Origin of the sequence: Cupriavidus mimosae (assembly GCF_023952485.1) — a bacterium.
Taxonomy (GTDB): Bacteria; Pseudomonadota; Gammaproteobacteria; order Burkholderiales; family Burkholderiaceae; genus Cupriavidus; species Cupriavidus taiwanensis_C.
This window is the reverse complement of the sequence record NZ_JALHRY010000007.1, coordinates 80,348-94,311: the sequence shown is the minus strand read 5'-3', so window position 1 is coordinate 94,311 and position 13,964 is coordinate 80,348. Positions and strand designations below refer to the sequence as shown.

Sequence of the window (13,964 nt, the reverse complement as noted above, 5' to 3'; positions counted from 1 at the left end):
CTTACCGTCCAAGAAGACGTATGCGCTTCCGTTGTTATGGTTCTAACCCTGTTGCATGCCCGACTTCGGCATGCCACTGCGCGCCCGTTCCTGCCGGTCGACACGGTGTGCGGGATCGCCAGGGCACATGGCCCTGGCTGGCATCCGTGCTCTTTGTTGCGGGGCTAACGGTAGCGAGCCGGTGAACTGTTCCCCACAAGAGTGGGGGGCGGGTGCAATTGGTGCGAGGGAGCGAAAAGCGGTGCGCCGCAGCTCACATGCCGGCGCCACTCGCGACGGCCGGCGTATCGCGCCGCGCCAGCAGGTCCAGCGCAACATCCACGATCATGTCCTCCTGTCCGCCCACCATGCGCCGCTTGCCCAGTTCGACCAGGATGTCGACCGTGCCCAGCCCGTAGCGCGCCGCGGCGGCTTCAGCGTGGCGCAGGAAGCTGGAATAGACCCCGGCGTAGCCCAGCGCCAGGGTCTCGCGGTCGACGCGGACCGGGCGGTCCTGTAGCGGGCGCACGATGTCGTCGGCGGCATCCATCAGCGTGTAAAGATCGCAGCCGTGCTGCCAGCCCAGGCGTTCGGCGGCGGCGATAAAGACCTCGAGCGGCGCGTTGCCGGCACCGGCGCCCATGCCGGCCAGGCTGGCGTCGATGCGATCGCAGCCTTCTTCCACCGCGACAATCGAGTTGGCCACGCCCAGGCTCAGGTTGTGGTGGGCATGCATGCCGGTCCGGGTTTCCGGACGCAGCACATCCTTGAACGCGCGAAAGCGCTCGCGCACGTCCTGCATGCCCAGCGCGCCGCCGGAATCGACCACATACACGCACTGGGCGCCGTAGCTTTCCATCAGCTTCGCCTGCTGCGCCAGCGCCGCGGGCGTAGTCATGTGGCTCATCATCAGGAAGCCGACGGTATCCATGCCGAGTTCGCGCGCGTATTCGATATGCTGGCGCGAGACGTCGGCCTCGGTGCAGTGCGTGGCCACGCGCACCACGCGCGCACCGGCGTCGTAGGCGGCGCGCAGGTCATGCACCGTGCCCACGCCGGGCAGCAGCAGCGTGGCCACGCGGGCATGGCGTACGGTTTCGGCCACGGCCGCAATCCATTCCAGGTCGGTGTGCGCGCCGAAACCGTAGTTGAAGCTGGAGCCCGACAGCCCGTCGCCGTGCGCCACTTCAATCGAATCGACGCGGGCCGCGTCGAGTGCCGCGGCAATGCGGCGCACGTGTTCCAGGCTGTACTGGTGGCGGATCGCGTGGCTGCCGTCGCGCAGCGTCACGTCGGAGATGTAGAGCTTCTTGTTGGGCGTGTTGGGCGTGCTGGACGGTAAGTTCATGTTCGTCTCCCTGCGGTGATTGGGCCGCGCTCAGGCGGACAGCCGGGTCGCGGCCAGGCGCTCGGCGCAGGCCAGCGCGGCGCTGGTCATGATGTCGAGATTGCCGGCATAGGCCGGCAGGTAGTGCGCGGCGCCCTCCACCTCGAGGAAGATCGAGGTCTTGAGCCCGCTCATCGGTCCCAGCCCCGGGATATTCAGCGGCGCCGAGGGGTCGATGCGCTCGAACTGCACGCGCTGCTTGAGCCGGTAGCCCGGCACGTAGGCCTGCACCGCCTGCGCCATCGCTTCGATGCTCGCCTCGATCGCCGCCGTATCGGCATCGTCCGACAAGGTGAAGACGGTGTCGCGCATCATCAGCGGCGGCTCGGCCGGGTTCAGCACGATGATGGCCTTGCCGCGCGCCGCACCGCCCACCGAGCACAGTGCCTGGCTGGTGGTCTCGGTGAATTCGTCGATATTGGCGCGCGTGCCCGGCCCCGCCGACTTGCTGGAGATCGACGCGACGATCTCGGCGTAATGCACCTTCGCCACACGCGACACCGCCGCCACCATCGGGATGGTGGCCTGGCCACCGCACGTGACCATGTTGATATTGGGCGCGCCCAGATGCTGGTCGAGGTTGACCACCGGCACCACGTGCGGCCCGATCGACGCCGGCGTCAGGTCGATCACGCGCACGCCGTGCTGCTGCAGCACGCGGTTGTGGTGCGCGTGCGCGCCGGCCGAGGTGGCATCGAAGGCGATGCGGATCTCGCCGAAACCGGGCATGGCGACCAGCCCGTCGATTCCTTCCGCGGTGATCGGCACGCCCAGCCGCGCGGCGCGGGCGAGCCCGTCCGACGCCGCGTCGATGCCCACCATGGCGCCCATCTCCAGATGCTGCGATTGCCGCATCACCTTGATCATCAGGTCGGTGCCGATATTGCCCGAACCGATGATGGCCACCTTGTGCCGGGCGTTTGCTTTCATGTCCATGTTGCTGTCCTCTCCGTTGTCTTCGCTGTCTCCATTGCGCAGTGCTCAGCGCCCCAGCGCCTTGGCGGTGGTGCCGCCGATGCCGAACTGCGTCTTTGGCACCTCGGTGATCATCACGCGCACGGTTTCCACCGGCGCGCCCACCGCTTCCACTGCGGCATCGGTCAGCGCGCGGATCAGGCGCGCCTTCTGTTCGTCGGTACGGCCTTCGATCAGGAAGACCTGCATGATCGGCATGGTGTGTCTCCTTTTTCCAGACGTTCGCGGCGCGCGATCAGGTGAAGCGCATCGAGACCGTGCCGAGATGCTGGTAGCGCACGGTGATGCTGTCGCCCGCGGCGACCGCGATGGCCTCGGTCACGCCGCCGGTCATGATGAAGGTCCCTGCAGGCAGCTCGTGGCCGCGCGCGCCCAGCATGTTGGCCAGCATGGCAACGCTGTTGGCGGGATGCCCCAGCACCGCGGCGCCGGCGGCGGTGGCGACCACCTCGCCGTTCTTCTCCAGCACCACGCCGAGGGTCTTCAGGTCGAGTCCGTCGGCGCCGCGGTGGCTGCCGCCGACAACGAAGCGCGCCGACGAGGTGTTGTCGGCAATCACGCTCTTCAGGTCGAAGCGGAAGTTCTCGTAGCGCGAGTCGATCACCTCTACCGCCGGAACCACGAAGTCGGTCGCGGCCAGCACGTCGCCGATATGGCAGCCCGGCCCCTTGAGCGGCGCCTTCAGCACGAAGGCGATCTCGGCCTCGACCTTGGGGTGGATCAGCGTGCCGGTATCGATGGCGGCGCCGTCCATGCAGGCGCCGTAGTCGGTGAGAAAACCGTACACCGGCTCGCTCACGCCCATCTGGCGCATCTTGGCGAACGAGGTCAGGCCCATCTTGAGCCCGGCAATACGGGTGCCGCGCGCGGTCTTGCGCGCGCGGATGGCGTCCTGGATGGCGTAGGCGTCGTCCCAGTCCATCTCCGGATGCGCGTCGGTGATCTTCGGCACGGCTTCCCGGTGCAGCTCGGCGTTCTCCAGATGCTCGGCCAGCCGGGCGATGGTGTCTTGCGTGAGGTTCATGGCTTTGTCCTGCTGAAGGGATGGAAGGGGTCAGACGAAGCGCACGCCGGCCGAGCCGATGCCGCCCAGGCTGATGCGCAGCTGGTCGCCGGCGGTCACCGGCACCATCGCGGCCAGCGAGCCCGACAGGATCACTTCGCCACGTTTCAGGCCAAGCCCCAGCCGGCCGAGCGTGTTGGCCAGCCACGCCACCGCGTTGGCGGGGTGCCCTAGCGCGGCCGCGCCGGCACCGGTGGCGACGATCTCGCCGTTCTTCTCCAGCGTCATGCCGACCGTGCCGAGGTCGAGCTGGCGCGGATCGACCGCCGCGTCGCCCAGCACGAACACGCCCGACGAGGCGTTGTCGGCAACGGTGTCCTGGATGCGGATCTTCCAGTCGCGGATGCGCGAGTCGACGATCTCGAAGCACGGCAGCACGTACGCGGTGGCGCGCAGCACATCGGCATTGGTCACGCCAGGTCCTTCGAGGTCGTCCTTGAGCACGAAGGCGATCTCGCCTTCGGCCTTGGGCGCGATCAGGGAATCGGCGGAAATGGCGGCACCGTCGGCATACACCATGCCCGACAGCAAGTGGCCGAAGTCAGGCTGACGCACATCCAGCATGTCCATCACCACGCGGCTGGTAACACCGATCTTCTTGCCGACCACGCGCTCCCCGGCGTCGAGCCGGTGCTGCACCATGGCGAGCTGGATACGGTAGGCGTCATCCAGGGTCAGGTCGGGACAGGACTCGGTCAACGGCGCCAGCGGGCGGCGGCTCGCCAGCGCCTGGTGCAGGCTGGCGCCGAGTTCGCGGATTTGTTCGCTTTGCATGTGGAGGCTCACAGTTTGACGCAGACGTTGCGCAGCTCGGTGTAGAACTCGAGCGAATGGACGCCGCCTTCGCGGCCGATGCCGGATTGCTTCGCGCCGCCGAACGCGGTGCGCAGGTCGCGCAGGAACCACGCGTTGATCCAGCAGATGCCGACTTCGAGCGCGCTGCCCATGCGGTGCGCGGTGCCGAGGTCACCGGTCCACACGGTGGCGGCCAGGCCGTACGGCGTGGCGTTGGCCAGCGAGATGACTTCGTCCTCGGTGTCGAACGGCGCGAGATGGCAGCACGGCCCGAAGATCTCCTCGCGAATCACCGCGGCGCTTTCGGGAAGGCCGGTCCAGATGGTCGGCTGCACCCACGCGCCTTCGGCGAGCTTGCCGGGCATCTGCGGCACGCCGCCGCCAGTGACTACCGTCGCGCCTTCCTCGGCGGCCTTGCGGTAGTAGGACAGCACCTTGTCGCGGTGCTCGTGCGAGACCAGCGGCCCCATGTTGACGCCGGGTTCCGTCGGTGCGCCGAGCTTCAGCCCCTCGGCCCTGGCCTTGAGCGCGGCGACGAAGCGCTCGAAGATCGGGCGCTGCACGTAGACGCGCTCGGTGCCCAGGCAGACCTGGCCGCTGTTCTCGAATGCCGAGCGGGCGATGCCGGCGACGGCCTTGTCGAAATCGGCATCGGCAAAGACGATGCCCGCGTTCTTGCCGCCCAGTTCAAACGACACCGGACGCACGCCGTTGGCGGCGGCCTTCATGATCGCTTCGCCGGTGCGCGTTTCGCCGGTGAAGGTGATGCCGTTGACTTGCGGATGCGCCGTCAGGAATGCGCCGGCGGAATCCGGGCCAAAGCCGTGGACCACGTTGTAGACGCCCGGCGGCACGCCGGCCTCGTTCATGACCTCGCCCAGCAGCGTGGCGGTGGCGGGGGTTTCCTCGGACGGCTTGACCACCACGGTATTGCCGCAGGCCAGCGCGGGGCCGACCTTCCATGTCATCAGCAGCAACGGCAGATTCCACGGACAGACCACGCCGATCACGCCGCGCGGGCTGCGCACTGCATAGTTGATGGCCTTGCCGCCATCCGGTGTATCCATGGCGAAGCTTTCGGTGGGAACGTTGCGGATCAGGTCGGCAAAGACCTTGAAGTTGGCAGCGCCGCGCGGGATGTCGATATGACTGGCGAGCGCATAGGGCTTGCCGGTATCGGCGATTTCCGCCTGCACGAATTCCTCGAAGCGCCGGTTGATGCCGTCTGCCACCGCGTGCAGCAGTTCGACGCGCTGCGCCACGGTCATGCGGCCCCAGGGGCCGTGCAGCGCATTGCGCGCGGCTTGCACGGCGGCGTCGACCTCGGCCTGCCCGGCTTCGTGGACGTGGCCGATCAGGGTGTTGTCGGCGGGGTTGCGGTTCTCGAAGGTGCGGGTGGTGCCGACCCACTCGCCGTTGATGAAGTTCTTGAATTGTTTCATGTTGGTTCTCTGGTGTTGAGCGACGCATCCACTACGGCTTTCCCGCTCACCGACTGGTTGCTCCCTCTCCCGCTCGCGGGAGAGGGGAGCCAACCAGCGGCAAGTGCTGGCGCCTTTGCTCTCAGGTCAGCACATTCAAAAACGCCTCGTTCAGCTTGCGGTCGTGATAGAAGATCGCCTTGCCCAGCTCGTTGTCCGTCCAGGTGATCGTCGGCTTGTCCGGGTAGTGGATATAGCCGCCGGAAAACACCTCGTTCCGGTTCCCCGACGGATCAAAGAAGTAGATCGTCGCCCCACGCGTGATCCCATGCCGCGTCGGCCCGATATCCAGCGACACATCCTTCTTGGAAATGATGTCGGCCGCCTTCAGCACCTCGCCCCAGTTGTCGAGCAGGAACGAGGCATGGTGGAAGCGGTTCTTCTCCGGATGCCGGATAAAGGCGACGTCATGCGCCTTGTTCGAGCATGTCAGGAAGGCACCGATCAGCACCTCGCCGTCCGGCCCGGCCACCACCTGCTCCGCCAGCGAGAACCCCAGCACATCGCGGAACAGCTTCACGGTGCCGTCGACATCGTCGCCATACAGCAGGCAATGGTCGAAGCGGCTGGGTGCCATGCCGCGCAGGTCGTCCGGCCAGGGATCGGGATTGAGGTCGCCGGTCTTGCAGCCCGGCTTGTCCTTGTCCGCGAACAGCTCCATCGCATGGCCGGTGGGAATCGTGAAGCGGAAGCGCACGCCGGTGTGGGGGTGCTCGCCCGCGGCGATCCATTTGCAATCGGTGGCCAGCCCCGACTGCTCTACCTCCAGCGCCAGCCGCTCCAGCGTGTGGCCGCTGTCGACGCGAAAACCCATGTAGTCCATGCCCGGGCTGTCAGACTCGCGCAGCACCACGCTATGGTGGTCGTGCTCGTCCCACGCCTTCAGGAACACGCGGCCCTGCTCGTCGCGGGCGGTTTCGATCAGGCCGAGGACCTCGGTGTAGTGCCTTACCGCCGGTTCCAGCTCCAGCACGCGCAGGGCCACGTGCCCCGGGCGCAATACGCCAGTCAATGCCATGTCTGTCTCCTTGTGTGTGTCTTCACTGCTTGGTCATGCGTGATCGCTTTTGCCGGCATGCCGCTCAAGGCAGCGCTGCAGCAGCGCCACCGGCCGTAGCCGGATATCGCTGTCGGGATAGGTCTTGCAGGCCAGCACCAGCCCTTCGCGCTGGTCGGCCTCCGACAGGCAAGCCCGGCTCGTCTTGCCCACGTGGTACTGCCCGGCCTCAATCCGCACCTTGCACACGCCGCAGCCGCCACCGCGGCAGCCGGCGGGAATGCCGCGCTGGCCCAGTACTTCCATGGCCCGCAACAGGTTCTGCTCCGGCGCGCACACGTAGCGCTGCCCGCTGCCGGCGATTTCCACGGTATGCATGCATGGCCCTCCCGCTCAGATCTTGAACAGCGGGCTGCGCGCACTGTTCTGCGCATCGCCCGCGGACAGGAACTTCTCCGTGTGGATATCCGCCTCGAACAGGCGTCCCTGCATCAACGTGCGGATGCAGGCCTCGATCATCGGCGGCGGGCCGCACAGGTAAGCCTTGTGGCCGCGGAAGTCGGCGCCGCCGTCCTTTGCGTAGAGCTGCTGCAGAACGTCATGCACGTAGCCGCGTGCGCCGTCCCAGCCGCTGTCGGCGGGCTCGTCCGACAGCGCGGGCACATAGCGGAAGTTGGCATGCGCCTGCGCCAGCGCGTGAAACTCGTCGTCGTAGTACAGCTCATCACGATTGCGCGCGCCCTGCACCAGCGTGATCGGCAGCGTCTCGCCGGCGGCAAGCAGGTCGAGGATCATCGAGCGCGGGCTGGACAGGCCCGAGCCGCCGGCCAGGAACAGCATCGGCACCCGCGCCGACTTGCGCACGAAGAAGCGCCCGTACGGGGCCGAGAAGCGCAGTTCGCTGCCTGTGGCCAGCTGCTCGTGCAGCCAAGTGGTGGCGGGTCCGCCGGGCACGCGCCGCACATGCAGTTCGACCAGTTCGTCGCCGGGCTTGCTGGCGAGCGAGAACGCACGCGGCTGGTCGCAGCCCGGCACCTGCAGGTTCAGGTACTGGCCGGCCTGGAACGCGGCGCGCTGGCCGTCCTTCGGCTTCAGCCAGATGCCGAGGATGGTCGGCGTCAGCGCGCGCGTGGCCACCACCTCGGCGCGGTAGTCGGCCAGCGGCAGGCCTTCGGCATCGGCGTCTTCCTCGATATCGGCCTCGATCACCAGGTCTGACTGCGCGGTGGCGCAGCAGGCCAGGCATTGGCCGTTGTCGCGCTCGAAGTCCATCAGCGCAAAGCCGGAGGCCTCGCCCTGGTCGACCTCGCCGTCGACCACCTGCACCTTGCAGGTGGCGCACAGGCCGTGGCAGCAGGCGTGCGGCAGCCACACCCCGTTGCGCAGGCAGGCATCGAGCACGGTCTGCCCCGGCGCGATGGGAATGGTCTGGCCGATCGGTTCAATGGTCAGCGAATACATCTCGGTCTCCTTGCTTGCTAACCGCGCATCAGCTGCCGCTGCCGCCGATGCCGTCCAGCCCCGGCGTGCGGAAGCGGATCACCTCCTTGTGGCCCAGGCCGTTCTCTGCCAGCGTGCGGTCCAGGTCGGGCTGCCACGGCTGGCCGCCGCGCAGCCACTGCACCGTGCTCCAGTCGATGCGGGCGAAGTCGGGGTGATAGCCGTAGACGCCAGGAAGGACGTCTCGCACCACCGCGCGCAGCGGCATCGACGGCGCGAACGGAAAGCAGTGCGGTGCGCAGAACAGCAGGTGGCCGTCCCAGCCGATGTAGAGCAGGCGGTTGCCGTGGAATGCATCTTCGCGATCGGCGGGCGCAAAGGTGTAGTCGCCGATGGATACGACGGGCATGGTTGTCTCCTTGTCTGTGATGCGTCGCTCAGGCGGCCGGTGCGATGCCCTTCCAGGCGTTCCAGTTGCGCTGGTCCTGCGAGCCTTCGAAGTCGAGGTTGTCGGCGCCCTGGTTGATGCGGTACCACTGCAGCACGTCAGGCAGCGTGGCGCCGCCGCAGTTGCCCTGGTAGATCTGGTGCACCGGCAGCCACGCCTGCGCGTACTTGGCGGGCTCGTCGTCGAAGATGTCCTTGCAGCCATCTGAACAGAAGTGAAACTTCATGCCGTGGTAGCTGCTTTCGCGGTAGCAGGTCTGGGTGGGGTCGTCCGCTTCGGAGAACACCATCGGGATCTGGCAGGTCTGGCACAGCATCGGCAGCGTGGCGTTGTAGAAGCGCTCGCCGGCCTGCTGCCGCTCCTGCCAGTGGTCCAGGCGCGGCTTGTAGTAGCGTTCGAAGGTCTGGGGGTATTTCTCGGCCAGCCACGCCATCTCGTCGGCCTTCGGGATCCAGGTATGGAAGCCCGCCGCGGCCGCGTAGTTGTAGAAAGTGCCCCACGCCTCGTGCGTGATGCGGTCCTTGGTCCTGGTGGCGACCTCGTGGTACTTGGGCATGCGCAGCCCGTAGCGCTCCAGGTCCTTGAACAGCGCGCCGCCGGCCTGCTCGAAGTACATCTCCCACGCCTCGGCCCACGACATCACGCGCTTGGGCAGCATGTAGTCCATCATCATTCCGACCAGCGTCAGCAGGCGGAAGCCGCGCCAGAACCATTTGTCGAGCCACTTCTGCAGGATCGGGATGTTGCCGGGGTCCTGCTCGCACAGGAACTTGACCACCTCCAGCCCCAGCGTCATGTGGCGCGACTCGTCGGACTGCGCCGAGAAGCCGAAGGTCACGGTGGCCATGTCGCCGTTGTACGCCGCGCCCGACATGAACGGCATGAACAGCAGGTTGGTCAGCACGTACTCGAACGAGAACGAGATCGCGGTGATGAACTCGAACGGCCCCGCGCTCATCGCGTCTTCGAAGTAGGACTTGGGCACCGACAGGTACCAGACCCGGTCGTGCATGTGGCGCCATTCGCCGAAGCCGTGGAAGTACTTGTTGTAGACCGACAGCGTATGCAGCTGGGTCTGCGCGTGGCGCAGCTCGTCGATCGACTGCATCTGCGCCGCCACGCGCGCGCCGGCGCCGCGGAAGTGCCGGCCCAGGTGGGCATAGCCGCGGTGCGCGGCGTATTCGAGCGGCGTCACGCCGGTCAGGAACAGCCGCAGCGCGTTCAGGTAGCGCGGGTCGGACACGTTGAGGTGGCCGTTGTTCTGCACGAACGAGTCGATGATCGCGTACAGCTTGCGCTCCTTCTCCGACTGGTATTTCCAGTACGCGTCCATGGTCATGCGGAACGGGTCTTCCCACTTGTCCCAGTCGTGGATCTTGATCCCTTCGTACTTGTCGAAGGGAAAGACCTTGTCCATCGGCTCATAGGTCGTTTCCCAGGCGAGGTCGCGCGTCATCGAGGCGTATTTCTCGCGCAGGTTGAGCTTCTTGCGTGCGTCCATGATGTCTCCGTGTTGTCCTGTGTGCGTGGGCTCAGGCGTTCCAGCGCAGCGTGAAGGCGTCTTCGTCTTCGTCGATGTTCCCGCACAGCGAGATCAGGTTGAGGTGGATCTCCTGCAGGTCCCAGTCGCGGCCGAGCTTGCCGGCGACCAGCTCGCGCACGATGGTCAGGTGGCCGGGGGCGTCGATCTTGACCATGGCCGGGAACTGCGCGACCACGGCGTGCGGATTGGCTTCGGTGATGGCGTCGATGATGGGGCGGGTGTCGTCGTTGTTCTGCAGGGCGATGTAGACGTTGGCGGCGGTGGTCATGGCGGGTCTCCTTCTTTGCGCTCAGGCAGCAAGGCCGAGCTTGTTCAGGCGAACTTCAAACTGTTCGCGGCACAGCGCCACCATCTGCGCGCCGTCGGCTCCGGTCAGTGCGTTGGCAACGGGGATCAGCGCTTCGGCTACCTGCGCCGCAGCGGCGTGCGCCCAGCCGGACAGCAGCGCGCGGTTCGCGTCGGACTCCGCAGCGGCGGCCTGGATTACTGCATCGACCCAGCGCGCATGCTCGTCGCGCCAGTCGTTCATGAACTCGGTCAGCACTGCCAGCCCGGTGCCGCAGGCGCGTGCAATGACCGCATCGGCATGCTGGTAGACCAGCGGGTAGAGCAGCCCGTCGAGCACCAGGTTCTGGGCGACGAAAGTCTCGAACCAATCCGCGGTGACGAAGGTGTGTTCGACAAAGCAGCGCAGCGGCTGCCACGCAGGCCCCTCCAGCCAGGCCACCCTGGCCCGCTCCAGCGCGACGCCGGTATTGCCGTCGAGCAGCATGCCGATGCGCGACAAGTACTGCGCGATGCCGAGGCGATCCATGGCGCAGTAGGTGCAGGCCTGCGTGATCGCCGTGCCCCAGCCGTAGTCGGCGCAGTAGAAGTTGTTCATGTTCGCGCCCCACTCCACGTGGCGCAGCGGCAGCAGGCCGGTGGCCAGGCGCTCCTGCCATTCGGCCGGCAGCGCCTGCAGCAGGCCGCGTTTCTCGACGAAGGCGAAGCTCTTCTCGGCGGCGTCCTGCTGGCGCCCGCGCGCGGTCACGTAGGCGCCGTAGTAGAACTGGCGCGGGTCCTTCAACGCATACCAGTCATGCATCACGATGGCGGTGCGGCGCTTGTCGTACAGCTCGAAGCCGGGGTCCCAGGTGGGGCGGTAGTGGAAGTTCACCTCCGACTGCACGTCGTAGGTCGCCTCCTGGTAGCGCGACGCCGGCTTGTCGCCGAAGCGGCGCGCCACGTGGCCGTAGGTCTGGCGCAGCGGCTGGATCTGCTGGGTCTTGATATCGACTTGCATCGCTTGGTCTCCTGTGTCCCTTCTCTTTGTGATGTGGTGGCGGCGGTGGGCGGCCGAGTCAGTCGTCGGCTTGGGGCTGCGGCGAGGCTTCGAGCGCAGGCAGGAAGCGCACGCGGTTGACGCAGCAGAAGGCTTCGAACATGGGCTCCGGCATGATCAGTTCGACGTTGAGCTCGGGGTCGGCCACGCTGAAGGCGAATTGCACAAAGCCTTCCGGGGTTCGGCCCTCGACCCGCACATAGCGCGGGGTGGCTTCGAACAACGGGATGGACGGGGTGTTCATGGCGCGCTCCTTGGCGTGGCTGGACGCGGGCCTTACTGCGAAGACCGTGCCAGCAGCCGCAAAGCGTTGTGGGACAAGGGTTGCCGGGAAGCGGCGGACGCCAGCGTGCGCGTTAACCCGGAAGGCCGGGCACGACAGCCATCGATGAATTGATGAAGCGGTCCGCGAGCTTTGATCAAATGATCAAAAGCCGCGCCGGGCGGGCGTTTGCGGGCAGCACGCTACGAAGGGTGCGCTGGCGCTGCGGCGCAGCAGCGCGTGCGGGACTGGAGGAGAAAAGGGCTTGATCCGACAGCGAAAAATCGCTCGCGCTGCGCAGCATGGCGCGGATGCGGGGCGATGCATGGCCCGCAAGAGCCTGCATCAAATGATCAAATGAACAAATGGGAAAGGGAAAGTCAGGAGACGAGAGCAAACCCGCAGCGTCATCTTTGCCTGGGGCTTTCCAACTCCCGCTTGCGTACTCCCTCTCCCGCAAGCGGGAGAGGGGAGCAAACCCGCAGCTGGCAGGCCCTAAGCAATCAGTTGCCATTCCCCCCGCGCGCACCCCGCGTCTTCCACCGATACGCCAGCTGCGGCCGGGTGATGCCCAGCAGCCGCGCGGCCTGGCTCATGTTGCCGTCGGCGCGCTGCATCGCGGCCTCCATCAGCACGGTCTCGACATCGCCCAGCGCCAGCTGCTGCTCTGACATCTGGTCCAGCAGCGCATGGACCGCGGCTGCGCGCAGGTCCGGCAGCGTGCCGCCCGCGCCCAGCCGTGGCGCGGTATCCGGCGGCGGCGCCACGGTGCCCGGCAGGAACAGGTGGTCGGCGCCGATCTGCCCGCCGTGGCTGGCCAGGATCACGCCGCGCTCGATCACGTTCTCCAGTTCGCGCACGTTGCCGGGCCAGTCATAGTGGCGCAGCTCGGCCAGCGCGCGGTCGGTGATGCCGACGATGCGCTTGCCATGGCGCGCGCCGTAGCGGGCCACGAAGCGCTCCGCCAGTGGCCGGATATCGTCGAGCCGCTCGCGCAGCGGCGGTATCGTGACCGGATAGACGTTGAGGCGGTAGTACAGGTCCTTGCGGAAGGTGCCCTGCTTTACCGCTTCGGCCAGGTCGACATTGGTGGCCGCCACCAGCCGCACGTCCACCTTGCGCGCGGCGGTACCGCCCACGCGCTCGACCTCGCCCTCCTGCAGCACGCGCAGCAGCTTGGACTGCGCCGTGGCCGAGAGCTCGCCCAGTTCATCCAGGAACAGGGTGCCGCCATGCGCGCGCTCGAAGCGGCCGGGCCGTGACTGGGTCGCGCCCGTGAAGGCGCCCTTGTCGACGCCGAACAGCTCGGCCTCGATCAGTTCATCGGGAATCGCCGCGCAGTTCACCGCGACGAAGGGCTTGTCGGCGCGGGCGCTCACGCCGTGCAAGGCCTGCGCGAAGCGCTCCTTGCCCACGCCGGTCTCGCCCAGCAGCAGCACCGTCACGTTGCTGGCGGCGGCACGCTGCAGCAGCCCCCACGCCGCGCGAAAGCCCGGCGAGGTGCCGACCAGGTCCGCCGGCGTAGCCGCCCCGCCCTGCAGCGCGCGCAGGTGCTCGACCTCGCTCTGCAAGGCGATCAGGGTCTCGATCACGGGGTCGGGCTGGTACAGCGCCAGCGCCTGTGCGCCATCTTCCCAGGCTTCCACCGGCTTGCCGACGATGCGGCAATGCGGGTGCCCGCAGGCAATGCACTCCACCTCGCGATACAGGATGGTGCGGCCCATCAGCGCCGAGGTGTAGCCGGTGGCATAGCCGATCTGCATCCAGCAGGCAGGCTTGTCGACGATGCCGAACAGCTGCCGGTGCACGTCTCCCTCGAACGAGTCTTCCCAAAGGAACTCGCCGTCGTAGATGCCGGCGGCGATGTCGATATCGACCTTGACTGGCGTGACCCGCACCACCCCCTCGATGGTGTGCAGGCAGGGGCCGATCTCGAGCTGGCCGAAGTCGCTGTGGCCCGCGCGCAGTTTTCTGGCGACTTCGGCATCGCGCATGCCCGAATGGAAGCCCATGCGCGTGAACAGCCCGCGCGCGCGCTCCATGCCCAGGGTGTCCACCAGTTCCTTGCGCAGCGCCGCCAGCGCAGCGGTGTGGATCAGGATCATGCGCTGCTCGTCCAGCCAGATCGCGCCTTCCTCCATGGCGAAGCGCAGGCGGCGCGCAAGATCGGCCAGGCCATCGCGCATGGTGGCCGAGAACTTGTCGGTTGAACTACTCATTGTCTCCCCTCAGTGCCGGCGGATGATCCGCTCGAATGTGCCTTTCGGCTG

At 67.0% G+C, this 13,964-nt stretch carries 15 protein-coding genes; all 15 read right to left on the bottom strand.

The window, feature by feature from the left end; all coding sequences use genetic code 11:
• Window positions 1–253: 253 nt before the first annotated feature.
• The 15 genes from dmpG to poxR all read right to left on the bottom strand — a co-directional run bounded on the left by dmpG (window position 254) and on the right by poxR (window position 13,913).
• Entirely contained in the window at window positions 254–1,327 is a 1,074-nt protein-coding gene (gene dmpG, locus MKD50_RS14850) for a 4-hydroxy-2-oxovalerate aldolase (protein ID WP_115699690.1), read from the bottom strand.
• 30 nt (window positions 1,328–1,357) lie between these two features.
• Entirely contained in the window at window positions 1,358–2,302 is a 945-nt protein-coding gene (locus MKD50_RS14845) for an acetaldehyde dehydrogenase (acetylating) (protein ID WP_252667468.1), read from the bottom strand.
• 45 nt (window positions 2,303–2,347) lie between these two features.
• Window positions 2,348–2,608, bottom strand: a complete 261-nt coding sequence (thmT, locus tag MKD50_RS14840) for a 2-hydroxymuconate tautomerase (protein ID WP_371925356.1) — start codon at window positions 2,606–2,608, stop codon at window positions 2,348–2,350.
• On the bottom strand, window positions 2,577–3,365 hold the full coding sequence (dmpH, locus tag MKD50_RS14835; RefSeq protein WP_252667467.1) for a 2-oxo-3-hexenedioate decarboxylase: 789 nt from the start codon (window positions 3,363–3,365) through the stop codon (window positions 2,577–2,579). Before dmpH ends, thmT begins: the two co-directional genes overlap by 32 nt.
• 30 nt (window positions 3,366–3,395) lie before the next feature.
• Window positions 3,396–4,178 (bottom strand): 2-oxopent-4-enoate hydratase, encoded by a 783-nt coding sequence (dmpE, locus tag MKD50_RS14830; RefSeq protein ID WP_116380879.1) that lies wholly within the window; start codon window positions 4,176–4,178, stop codon window positions 3,396–3,398.
• Between the two features lie 8 nt (window positions 4,179–4,186).
• Window positions 4,187–5,641 (bottom strand): 2-hydroxymuconic semialdehyde dehydrogenase, encoded by a 1,455-nt coding sequence (locus MKD50_RS14825; protein WP_252667466.1) that lies wholly within the window; start codon window positions 5,639–5,641, stop codon window positions 4,187–4,189.
• A 121-nt stretch (window positions 5,642–5,762) separates the two neighbouring features.
• Window positions 5,763–6,698, bottom strand: a complete 936-nt coding sequence (locus MKD50_RS14820; protein WP_115681814.1) for a catechol 2,3-dioxygenase — start codon at window positions 6,696–6,698, stop codon at window positions 5,763–5,765.
• 33 nt (window positions 6,699–6,731) lie between these two features.
• A complete protein-coding gene (locus MKD50_RS14815; protein ID WP_115681815.1) occupies window positions 6,732–7,055 on the bottom strand; it encodes a 2Fe-2S iron-sulfur cluster binding domain-containing protein in 324 nt (107 codons plus the stop codon).
• A 15-nt stretch (window positions 7,056–7,070) separates the two neighbouring features.
• Window positions 7,071–8,138, bottom strand: a complete 1,068-nt coding sequence (locus MKD50_RS14810; RefSeq protein WP_115699683.1) for an NADH:ubiquinone reductase (Na(+)-transporting) subunit F — start codon at window positions 8,136–8,138, stop codon at window positions 7,071–7,073.
• Between the two features lie 28 nt (window positions 8,139–8,166).
• Window positions 8,167–8,526, bottom strand: coding sequence for a phenol hydroxylase subunit P4 (locus tag MKD50_RS14805; RefSeq protein WP_252667465.1), 360 nt, complete (start codon window positions 8,524–8,526; stop codon window positions 8,167–8,169).
• A gap of 28 nt (window positions 8,527–8,554) precedes the next feature.
• Complete coding sequence (locus MKD50_RS14800) at window positions 8,555–10,066, bottom strand: aromatic/alkene/methane monooxygenase hydroxylase/oxygenase subunit alpha (protein ID WP_115681818.1); 1,512 nt, start codon at window positions 10,064–10,066, stop codon at window positions 8,555–8,557.
• Between the two features lie 31 nt (window positions 10,067–10,097).
• Window positions 10,098–10,376, bottom strand: coding sequence for an MmoB/DmpM family protein (locus MKD50_RS14795; RefSeq protein ID WP_115699682.1), 279 nt, complete (start codon window positions 10,374–10,376; stop codon window positions 10,098–10,100).
• Between the two features lie 21 nt (window positions 10,377–10,397).
• Window positions 10,398–11,393: an aromatic/alkene monooxygenase hydroxylase subunit beta gene (locus MKD50_RS14790; protein WP_252667464.1), complete on the bottom strand. Its 996-nt coding sequence runs from the start codon at window positions 11,391–11,393 to the stop codon at window positions 10,398–10,400.
• A 58-nt stretch (window positions 11,394–11,451) separates the two neighbouring features.
• The gene (locus tag MKD50_RS14785) at window positions 11,452–11,676 is read right to left on the bottom strand and encodes a phenol hydroxylase subunit (protein ID WP_115699680.1); all 225 of its coding nucleotides are present in this window, start codon (window positions 11,674–11,676) and stop codon (window positions 11,452–11,454) included.
• A gap of 521 nt (window positions 11,677–12,197) precedes the next feature.
• Window positions 12,198–13,913, bottom strand: coding sequence for a phenol degradation transcriptional regulator PoxR (gene poxR / locus MKD50_RS14780; RefSeq protein ID WP_252667462.1), 1,716 nt, complete (start codon window positions 13,911–13,913; stop codon window positions 12,198–12,200).
• Window positions 13,914–13,964: the final 51 nt, after the last annotated feature.